Below are 10,014 nucleotides of genomic sequence, written 5' to 3'. Positions count from 1 at the left end.
TATAAAAAATAGAAAGGGTTTCGAAATACGACCATTTCGAAACCCTTTTGTCTACAATCTGAAATAATGCCATAAATGGCATTATTGCAGATGATACTGCTCGATTAAAAAAAGATGTAATTAACCGAACTTTAATATTTTGTGGATAGTTCTTCCAAGTCATGTTGTCACCCCCCTCTGTCTTATGTATATTAAAGTAGACTTAATAGGTATTAAAGAGACACTTTAATAAATTACGTCCACTTTTAAGGGGGTTACTAATGGATAAATACTTATTGGCTTTATGGAAGAAGGTCCCTACTGGTCCTATTAAACAGGGGGAAGTAGCGGAGTTTCTCCAACTGAGCCCAAAGCAAACGACAAGGTATATTCAAAAGTGGGCTACTGAAGGATGGCTAGCTTTTACTTCTGGGCGTGGGAGAGGAAGTGTTTCTAATCTAGAGTGGTTAAAAAATGTGGAAATCATTTTAGAAGGTAGGCTCATGAAAATAATAGAAGAAAAACCTATAGAGGTTAGTAGTAAATATTTACTCTGGGATTGGTCAATTGATAGTAAATTACGATTGATGGAAAAGTTCCGCTCCAAATTTGGTTATATCCATAGTACAAATGACAAGCTCATTGTACCTCGAAAAAATCCTTTTTTGACGATGCATCCTATAGAAGCAGCTGATGTGCATAGCGCTAATATTGTAGCGACGATTTTTAATCGTTTAGTGTCAGTTGATGTAAATGGATATGTCTCTCCTGAGCTTGCTCATAGCTGGGATGTACACGAAAACAAGATTCGTATTTATTTGAAGAAAGATATAAAGTTTCATGATGGTTCTATCTTAAATGCAAATATTGTGGTCAATTGTTTAGAAAACTTACGCAGTCATCCTTTCTATCAGGAACTATGGAATCCAATAAAAGAAATAGTTGCCGTAGATCCGTTAGTTATAGATGTTCACTTCTCTAGTAGCTGCAGTTACTTTTTACAAATGCTTGGTTCTATTAATGCTAGTATTTATAAAACAACTGAAAATAATCTATACGGAACAGGCAGTTTTTATGTTCAAGAAAACAACGATCAAAAAACTATTCTACTAGCTTTTAAAGATTATTATGGAGAAAGAGCATTATTAGATGTAGTAGAGTTTATTCAAGTACCAAAAGATTTTGACGTAATATATAGATCGTCAGCATTTGAACAAGACGCTCAGACATTTCCAGTAGAAAGCGATTCCGGTTTTGGAGTAGTGCTGATGAATATTTTCAGAAACACAGCAATCCAGCAAAAGGATGTACGCGATTATATACATTATGTAATATCGAAATATCGGCATGAAATAAGCCAAGTGGATATGCGATACTCACCGAATCATCAAGGATGCCTGATCGGACACAGCAAATCCTATAGGATGCCCAAAATGAAAAGACCCCATTTTTCCGAACCACTTGTTTTAAAAGTTGTCAATTATACAGAGAATACCTCTTTATGGTTAAAGGAGATTTTGGAAAAAGAAGGTGTTCCAATCATTACAAAGTGGGTTTCATTCAAAGATACAATCAATAAGAGCATTGATAATGAACAAGTAGACCTTTTTATTCACGGGGAAGTATTCGAGATGAATCAAAATTTCTCCTTCTTTAGTTTTCTTCAAAATGGGTATTCCTCTTTAGCTGATATTTTAAAAAAGAGTTCAAATGGACAGGATTTTACAAACGTGTATACCCAAACTCCGTTTCAAGATTGGACAACATTAAACGTAACGATAGAAAAAACTCTTATTGAAAATTCGATTTTGATACCACTTTACTTTTCAAAACGGCAAATTCCCTTCTCCACAGATTTGATGAATATTAAGATGAAACACTTTGGATACGTGGACTTCTCTAAACTTTGGGTACGCCCGGAGATTAAAGATTAAACATTCCAGATGTGGGATCAAAACTTGAGTCTCTTTGGAAGAAGAGAAGCAACATTTTTCTATCCTTACACCTGAAAATATAAGATAGAATCGTTCGCAGAAACAGCAGATTTATGAAACGAAACATAATTTCTTGTTCTTATATAAAAACGCAAGAAGGTCATCCTATACCTCTTGCGTTTCCCGTTAGCTCCGCTTCATCAACCGTATTGCTTGAATCGATAGACGGACGAGCAACACGGCACATAAAAACAAACCTACATATGCAGCACTGTTTAAATACACAGCATATGGTGCCTCGATGAATTGAGCTATCGCTAAAAGGGACACCGAAATTATGCCAAATGTAATTCCAACAAGCAACAACACAAAGCGAGAAAACAACTGCGTGACAAACATTGCATTCTTTTTATCTGAGAAAATATCATGATGCAGCGTAATTTTTCCGCTTTCCACTCGTTGCATGAGTTTATCAACACGGCGTGGTATTTTGCGAAGGGCTGGCAACAACAATGCAAATTCTTCTTCCAATCGCTCCTTTGTTGCAAGCGGTTCTTTAAATGGTCTTTTGATAATAGAAGTTATATAGTGTTTGGAGAATTCCTTTGCTTCTTTGAATAAGTTAAAATCAGTTTTTATTAAACGTAAAGTTCCGTCTAATGTGATAAATGATCGTAATGCTAGACCAACAGAAGGATAAAATGATAAGCCAAAATCTCGGGCAACTTCAAAAAAAGAATGGATAAGCTCTTCGGTTTCTATATGTGGTACATACGAAATGCGAAGTAAAATTTGAGCCATCGCCTGCTCCAATTTTACGCTGTCAAGATGCTCGTGCTCTTCAACGAGTAAGATAAGGGCATCATATAAAATAGTTGCATCGTTTTGCTGAATTCCCATGAGAAATAACTTAATCCCCTCTTGCTGTGGCTCAGCTAATCTGCCAACTGCCCCGAAATCTAACAAAATTGGTGTTCCATCCGACTCATTTATAAATATATTGCCAGGATGAGGATCTGCATGGAAAATTCCTGAAAATAACATTTGTTCAAAAAAAGAAAATAATACAGTACGAGCAAATTCTTCTCTATCTACACCTAAAGTAGCAAACAATATATCTCCTTTTGCAACACTTTGGCCATAAACGAATTCAGATACGATTAATTGATGGTTGCTAAACTCCGAATAGACATGAGGAATCTTCATTTTATATGGACTATTCCTTAGTGCTGTCGCGACTTGCATCGTGTTGCGCATTTCAATATCAAAATTTACTTCTTCCCGTAGACTTGATGCAAATCCAATCGCTAATTCTCGAAATCCTAGGTTTTCTGCCCATGTAGACTTATCTGATACCCACTGCGCAAATTCTACTAATATTGTCAAATCATCTCTCATCATATCTTTTACATCTGGGCGAAGTAATTTGACGACCACTTGCTCATTGTTCTTTCTCAATACTGCTCTATGTACTTGTCCGATGGAAGCAGCAGCGATAGGAGTCATATCAAAATGGGAAAACACGTCCTCCATTTTATAAGGTAATGTTTTTTCCAATATCGTTTTCACTTGCTCACTTGAAAGAGGACGTACATTTTGTTGAAGTGTGCCTAACTCTTTAACAAAAGCTTTCGGAAAAAGATCATTTCGAGTAGATAGCACTTGACCAAATTTGATGAAAATCCCGCCAGACTCTTCCAGCGTATCTCGAAATGCAATAGCCAAATCAAGATCATTTTCTCGATGTCTAGCATACTTTAATGTTCGCGAGATTCCATTTTTCATAGCAATTTGGACAACTTGGCGCAATCTTTTTTGGCTTCTCCACTGGTTCCGTAAACGTAAAAACAGTGACTTCTGCCTTGGTATACGCTCCCCTTTTTCGCCAATCGCCATTGGATCAAACAATTCAAAAAAGAGGTACAGCAACATGGAAATAAGCAGCATACTCCCGATCCAAATAATCGTTCGTACATCCATAAATACATAAACATCTTCTAAATAATCTGTCCCTCGCAAATACGAATACCAATACACAATAGAGGTAAACGCCACACTTATAAAAACAGACATAACCCGTTTCATAAAGTTAATCTGCGAGCCCATTAATCGTCCGCTTACATAAAAAATAAAGAATGCAATAACGAGTATTTGAACGATCATTTTTACATATACCATAACCTCACACCCTTCATTAACCTATATGTACCCAAAAGCATTGTAGATGAATCGCTACTTTTATTCTATTAGGGTAGAAGTTAGAAATGCCAACATGTAAACTCCATATTATAAAACTCTGTTCCAAGAGAGAACAGAGCTTTCTGTGTTGTTATGAATTATATATAACACTTCTAATCCTAAAAATATTTATTTTTTTCTTCCAATATAAAGCAAATGAGATGAAATCCCAAGAATATAGGGATCAGTTCCTTTTTCAATGATTAGTTCTATTATTTTTTCAACTTCTTGTTCTCCTTTGTCCTTCCAGTAATTCCAATTTTCATTGGACAGTATAGTTCCAACGTTAGAACCTATCAACTGTACCGAATCAAAACCTTGGGATTCCATAAAAGGATTAATATCTTCAATGTTGAAATAGTAGGCACCTGTAAAACGCCCTTCCTCTTCATGGTTAAAACACCCCGTTTGAGAAAATTGAACAATTGAATCCATCTTATCATTTGGCTTCCAATTATCAGGATGTAAAAGTGAGGTAAGAATATGTCTAATTCTTGGCATAAAGGCAACAAAGATTATCCCATTCTTTTTAGTTACTCTATGTAATTCTTGAACCGCCTTAATGCGATCTTTTTCTTCCTGTAAGTGATACATTGGCCCTAGCATTAATGACGCATCGAATTGCTCATCTTCCAACATATTAAGTTCTCGTGCGTCCGCTGGATAAAATCCTTCAAACTTGTTTTGTAAACCTAGTTCTTGTGCTTTATCTTTTGCAATTTCGACTAATCTAGGGGTTAAATCTGTTAACGTTACCTGATATCCTTCTTTAGCAAGTTTCATGGAGTATTTTCCAGGTCCTGCTCCATTATCTAACACCCTGCCAGCTTTAGGCAGATACTTTTCTATATAGTGCCAATTTACTCGGAATTCAATTGGCTCCCTATCTAGTCTCCCCCATTCATCAAATTGATTGTAATAGGTTATTATTTTACTCATCAATTGACACCTCGTTTTATTTGTTAAATTCTATTACGATTTATATACTGCGTTTATAGCATCCCAGTCTAGCGGTCTTGCCATTCGATTTTCAATTCTATCTAATGGCTTAAAACCAAATTGTGCATACAAAGTGTGCGCATCATTTGTTGCGAGTTGAAAACTGGTTCCTTTTAACTTTGGATGTTCCGTAATTATGCCTACTAACCATTTGCTAAGCCCGCGACCTCTGTATTCGGGTAGTATAAAAACATCTCCTAACCATGAAAACCGGACAAGATCGGATACGACACGTGCAAATCCAATTTGCTTGGCGGAGCCATTAGCTGGATTTCCTTCATAAACTCCATAACAAAATACTGAATTTTCAATCGACGCTTTTACTATTTCCATCGTCGTCCCTTTCAGCCAGTATGATTCATTACTTAAAAAATCATAAATAACCTCTATATCCAAAAAGCTTTTATCCGTGCTAATAAAAAATCCGTCTTTTTCCAACATTTTATGTCCTCTTTTCTATGAAACTAACTACAAACTATGTTTGCTTAATAGAATATTCTTCACTCGGTGTTTAAAATCCTTTAATGGAATAACCATTTGAGGCTTTTGTAAGTCATGGTTGTTTCAAATCCATTGAAAAGGGGAAAGCTTTTCGCATTGAAAATAAAAACAGAGTGAGCTGAAACTAATGAATGATTTTTTCCTGAAAATGCTAAAGGAGGAACCAACTCCCCCTCACCTCATATATTGTCGGGAATGCGGTCTGTATGAACAAGGAACGCGAATGATTTGGGGTGAAGGAAATCCAAAAGCTCCGATTATGATTATTCTTGATAATCCGGGAGCACGTGAGGACAACAAAGGAGAGTCATTTGTTTGTGGAACACGACAAACGCTTCAAGATGTAGCAAATGAAGCTGGCTTGAAAATAGATGATTTGTACATTACTTTTATACTTAAAAGAAAACCTGTGCGTGCATATGACAAAGAATTGGTACGTTCCATTTGTATGCAACACTTAGAACAGCAGCTTAACGAGAAAAAGCCCGCTATTATTCTTTGTTTAGGCAACGTGGCTGTCCAATCTTTTTTTCAAAATCCCGACGCCGATGTCAAATCAATGCGGGGCAGTTGGTACGATGTGCGCGGGTTTCAAACTACAGTCGCTTACCATCCACTTGCAATTAGACGTCGTCCAAACTTACGCCCCCTATTTTTGGAGGATCTGACTTTTGTAGCGGAGCGCTTTCATAATTTTAGCACCTAGATGATTGATTATAAAAAAGATGTGCACCGATCAGATGCACATCTTTTTTATAATTTACTTTTCTACTGGGCTATATTCATGCACCCATACTTTCATTGTTGGCAACCAAGGCATTTTCGCATGCATCGCAAGGATGGATTGTTTATATTCTTCCATAGAAGTGTAGCCTTCTTGTCGTGCATGTTCGTCCGTCATTTCACCAAGTGTTTGTGAATAAATTGCATCTACTCGGAACTTTTTATCGCCAAGTACCATTATTTCACCAAGATCGGCATAAACTCCATTTCGGCGGGTAGCCGTCTTTTCGCCATTTAGCACTTTTTCTACGTCTTTCGGGATTGTAACTAACTTCTCAATCGTACATGTTTTTTTAGGTAGTATAGTATTTGATTGTTCACTCATATAATCGCCTCTTTTCTTTAACTAACCATTCATTTATCATAACCATTTTTAACACTTATTGCGAGACTTCCTTTTGAATCTAAAGGTAAAAAGAAATCATCCTTTCCCCCAAAGGTTTAATCTTATGAGGGTCGGCTATTTCAGAGAAAACCTAATCAGTTATCTCTGATAGCAATTCACATATAAGCTTTACAGCATGGGGATGTTTTTGCGGGGTCATGTGATCATAAACTTCATTGATTGCATGCATGACTTCTTTGGGAAGTGATGTCTGTAATGTTTTCAACCCCAATTGGGCCCTTTCAGGATTATACCGATGTAATAGCACTCTTGCTAGATGGGTCGAAACTTGATGGAGCATGCTAACTGACCATATATCATTGCCCCGTGCCGCTGATTTTTTATATTGGAAAAGGAACCAGGCTACATCATCCACTGCATCTTGAAATTCTATTTCAGATAAATTTAGATTCTGAGTCTGTTTATATTTCTCCATTTTCAAGTGTGGGTCGTATAGAACTTTTAAAAAGTCCTTTTCGATATATGTATTTTCTGTCACTGTAAACAAGTCTAGGTGCACTAAATTTTCAAAGATAGCAATAATTTGTGGTGCCACGATGAAAATTTCATCATAAAATAGCAGTTCTTTATAGTTTTCTAAATGATGAAGCCTACTACGAAGAAACTCTTCCTCATCTTCTTCATTCACTAAGCAATATAAATCGATATCCGAATGTTCGTCCTGTTCTCCCCTCCCCATGGACCCTTTTAAAAAAATCGCTTGGACCCTTTTATCCTTCTTTATACTACATACAATTGCATCTACTGCGGCTTCTAAAACCATCTTGATCCCCCTCTTACTGTTTGAATTCGACATCTTTCACTCAAACCCTTTATATCCTATGCATTTCTATTATAGTTCTCTTAATAACAATCTATTAAATTGACAATGGTCCTGCACAGGCGTAAGCTATTTCTTGTACAGTTGTTTTAAACGTTTGTTCAAAAAAGAGGTGAGTCTTTTTAACCATAAAAAAATTAACGTAAAAGAAAAGAATAAAGATGTGAAGGATCAAATTTTAAAATCTGCTAAGTTCTTGTTTTCGAGAAAAGGATTCGATGGCACTACTGTAAGACAGATCTGCGATGAGGCAGGTGTATCTCTTGCCTTAATTTCTTATCATTTTGGTGGAAAAGAAAATGTTTTCAATGCACTATTCGAACCACTTCGTCACACTTTCATGAACGCGCATTACGATTTGAGCGATTCACTGAATTCTTTAAAAAGCTTTTGTAGAAATTTCGTTCTATATAGAACAGAAGAATATGAACTGATTGATATTTTACAGCAAGAGTTAGTGATGAATAGTCCTAGATTAGAGATGCTAAAGGATGTCTTTCTTCCTTCATGGGAACAGCTTCGGTCTATTTTGTTAGCATGCAAAGAGCAAAAGACAATCGATTTTGATTCAATCGATGTATCTGTTAACTTTGTGATGGGAACTTTAATGTATTCCTTCAACAATCCATTCCTAAATCGTTCTTCATTAGATCTTACAACCGATCAAGTTGCTAACTTAGCTGTTAGCTATATTTTAAATGGCCTTCGCGCAAAAAATGAGTAAATACAAGGAGAATGAACTACATGAAAGCAGCAAAATTTTATGGAATAAAAGATATCCGAGTAGAAGAAGCAGAAATGCCAGCATTAGAAGATGGTATGGTAAAAGTTAAAGTAGAATATGCAGGTATTTGTGGTAGTGATATGCATGAATATGTTGGAGGTGCATATGCATTTCGCACGCAACCGGTTTTAGGACATGAGTTTGCAGGTGTCGTTGTTGAAGTGGCTAATGGAGTTTCACATATAAAAGTAGGAGACTCTGTTGCAATTGAACCACCTATTCCATGTGGAAAATGTGCGAATTGTAAACGAGGATATTCAAATCTATGTAAACATGGACAATCTTATGGATATACTATTTCTGGCGGATTTGCAGAATTTGCAGTTATTAAAGAAGAAAATGTATATAAATTACCTGAAAATATGAGTTTAGAGCTAGGGGCTCTTGTTGAACCGACTGCAGTTGCAGTTCATGCTGTTCGTCAAAGTCAATTAAAATTAGGAGATACAGCAGCTATTTTTGGTGCTGGCCCAATTGGATTATTAGTATTGCAAGCAGTTAAAGCTGCTGGCGCTAGTGAAATATTTGTAGTAGAAGTTTCGGACGAAAGACGCCAAAAAGCTGTTGAACTAGGTGCAACCCATGCTATTAATCCAATCGATACAGATGCTGTTGCTTTCATTCGTGAAAAAACAAACGGTGGCGTAGATGTAGCATATGATGCAGCCGGTGTTCAAGCAACATTCACAAGTGGCGTCAACTCTGTACATCCAGGTGGCGAATTTAAAATCGTAAGTGTTTGGGAAAAACCAGTAGAATTCAATCCTAATGCAGTTGTTTCACCGGAAGTGAAAATCAGCGGTTCATTTGCCTATGCAAGTATTTTTCCAGAAGTTATTCGTTTACTTGCTAGTGGGGTGATCGATGGTAATGCAGTAATTACAAGTGAAATTTCCCTAGATGATATTGTTGAAAAAGGTTTTGAAGCATTAACAAAAGACCGAAGTCAATGTAAAATTCTTGTAAATATGAATCTTTAATAAAAATAGTGTCTTCTGAAAGGGAGTTATTTTCCTTCAGAGACACTTTTTTTTACTGTTGTGCTTCTTTTGTTGGGCCCATCACACCAGGTACCGGCAATCCTGCTTGGCGTAACAGAACAGTCATTTGACCACGGTGGTGGGTTTGATGGTCGATTAGTTTACGAAGCAGAGCACCTCGAGTCGTTTCTCCAGCAAAGCTTTCCATTTTCTCCGCCAATTTTTCATCTGTTAAATTCGACTCTACTTCCTGCTTAACGGTTTCAACCATTTTTTTATAGGTTTCCACGATATCTGCAACTTTAACCTCTTCTTTGTTTCCTTTAATAGCCGATTCAACATTTAGTCCTACTAAACCAGCGAAAAATGCTGGGCTTGTCGCAATATGCCAACCTAACCAACCTAGGGTACTATGTCCTTCCACAATAGCTTGATCCAGCTTTTCATCAGATAATGAGTTTAGCACTCGAAGTGTTCCTTCTCCTGCAATAGTCCACTCTTCAATAAAATCGTTTACTGTTCTATACATCTACATCGCCTCCTATTAAAATTACATCATGTTCATTGTAATTATTTTCTTGGACATATTC

10 protein-coding genes and 1 pseudogene are annotated in these 10,014 nt (G+C 36.6%); 4 read left to right on the top strand and 7 right to left on the bottom strand.

Features of this window, described 5'->3' with window-relative positions:
* Positions 1-163, bottom strand: a pseudogene (locus FS486_RS20520) (MDR family MFS transporter); the annotation flags it as partial.
* Positions 164-260: 97 nt separating this feature from the next.
* Here FS486_RS20520 and FS486_RS19130 point away from each other — a divergent pair.
* Complete coding sequence (locus FS486_RS19130) at positions 261-1,913, top strand: ABC transporter substrate-binding protein (protein WP_144513922.1); 1,653 nt, start codon at positions 261-263, stop codon at positions 1,911-1,913.
* 186 nt (positions 1,914-2,099) lie between these two features.
* Here the strand turns inward: FS486_RS19130 and FS486_RS19125 are convergent, their stop codons facing one another.
* From FS486_RS19125 to FS486_RS19115, 3 genes are all read right to left on the bottom strand, one after another.
* Positions 2,100-4,091, bottom strand: a complete 1,992-nt coding sequence (locus tag FS486_RS19125; protein WP_144513921.1) for an ABC1 kinase family protein — start codon at positions 4,089-4,091, stop codon at positions 2,100-2,102.
* 189 nt (positions 4,092-4,280) lie between these two features.
* Entirely contained in the window at positions 4,281-5,090 is an 810-nt protein-coding gene (locus tag FS486_RS19120) for a class I SAM-dependent methyltransferase (protein WP_144513920.1), read from the bottom strand.
* 33 nt (positions 5,091-5,123) lie between these two features.
* On the bottom strand, positions 5,124-5,591 hold the full coding sequence (locus FS486_RS19115) for a GNAT family N-acetyltransferase (protein WP_144513919.1): 468 nt from the start codon (positions 5,589-5,591) through the stop codon (positions 5,124-5,126).
* A gap of 283 nt (positions 5,592-5,874) precedes the next feature.
* On the opposite strand from FS486_RS19115, the gene FS486_RS19110 reads away from it, so the two are divergent.
* Positions 5,875-6,357 carry a uracil-DNA glycosylase gene (locus FS486_RS19110; protein WP_260858172.1) on the top strand — a complete coding sequence of 161 codons (483 nt, stop codon included), beginning with the start codon at positions 5,875-5,877 and terminating at the stop codon, positions 6,355-6,357.
* 54 nt (positions 6,358-6,411) lie between these two features.
* On the opposite strand, the gene FS486_RS19105 is transcribed toward FS486_RS19110, so the two are convergent.
* Together FS486_RS19105 and FS486_RS19100 are read right to left on the bottom strand one after the other, a co-directional pair.
* Positions 6,412-6,759 (bottom strand): ASCH domain-containing protein, encoded by a 348-nt coding sequence (locus FS486_RS19105; RefSeq protein WP_144513917.1) that lies wholly within the window; start codon positions 6,757-6,759, stop codon positions 6,412-6,414.
* Positions 6,760-6,910: 151 nt separating this feature from the next.
* Positions 6,911-7,603: a nucleotidyltransferase domain-containing protein gene (locus FS486_RS19100; RefSeq protein WP_144513916.1), complete on the bottom strand. Its 693-nt coding sequence runs from the start codon at positions 7,601-7,603 to the stop codon at positions 6,911-6,913.
* A gap of 220 nt (positions 7,604-7,823) precedes the next feature.
* Between FS486_RS19100 and FS486_RS19095 the strand changes: the two genes are divergently transcribed.
* Positions 7,824-8,384 carry a TetR/AcrR family transcriptional regulator gene (locus FS486_RS19095; protein WP_260858171.1) on the top strand — a complete coding sequence of 187 codons (561 nt, stop codon included), beginning with the start codon at positions 7,824-7,826 and terminating at the stop codon, positions 8,382-8,384.
* A 20-nt stretch (positions 8,385-8,404) separates the two neighbouring features.
* Complete coding sequence (locus tag FS486_RS19090; RefSeq protein WP_144513914.1) at positions 8,405-9,424, top strand: 2,3-butanediol dehydrogenase; 1,020 nt, start codon at positions 8,405-8,407, stop codon at positions 9,422-9,424.
* Between the two features lie 52 nt (positions 9,425-9,476).
* Here FS486_RS19090 and FS486_RS19085 read toward each other — a convergent pair whose 3' ends face one another.
* Complete coding sequence (locus FS486_RS19085) at positions 9,477-9,953, bottom strand: DinB family protein (protein ID WP_144513913.1); 477 nt, start codon at positions 9,951-9,953, stop codon at positions 9,477-9,479.
* Positions 9,954-10,014 lie beyond the last annotated feature (61 nt).

Origin of the sequence: Bacillus sp. FJAT-22090 (genome assembly GCF_007676755.1) — a bacterium.
Taxonomy (GTDB): domain Bacteria; phylum Bacillota; class Bacilli; order Bacillales_A; family Planococcaceae; genus Psychrobacillus.
The sequence above is the reverse complement of the archived record's forward strand: the minus strand, read 5'-3'. Positions and strand labels throughout refer to the sequence as shown.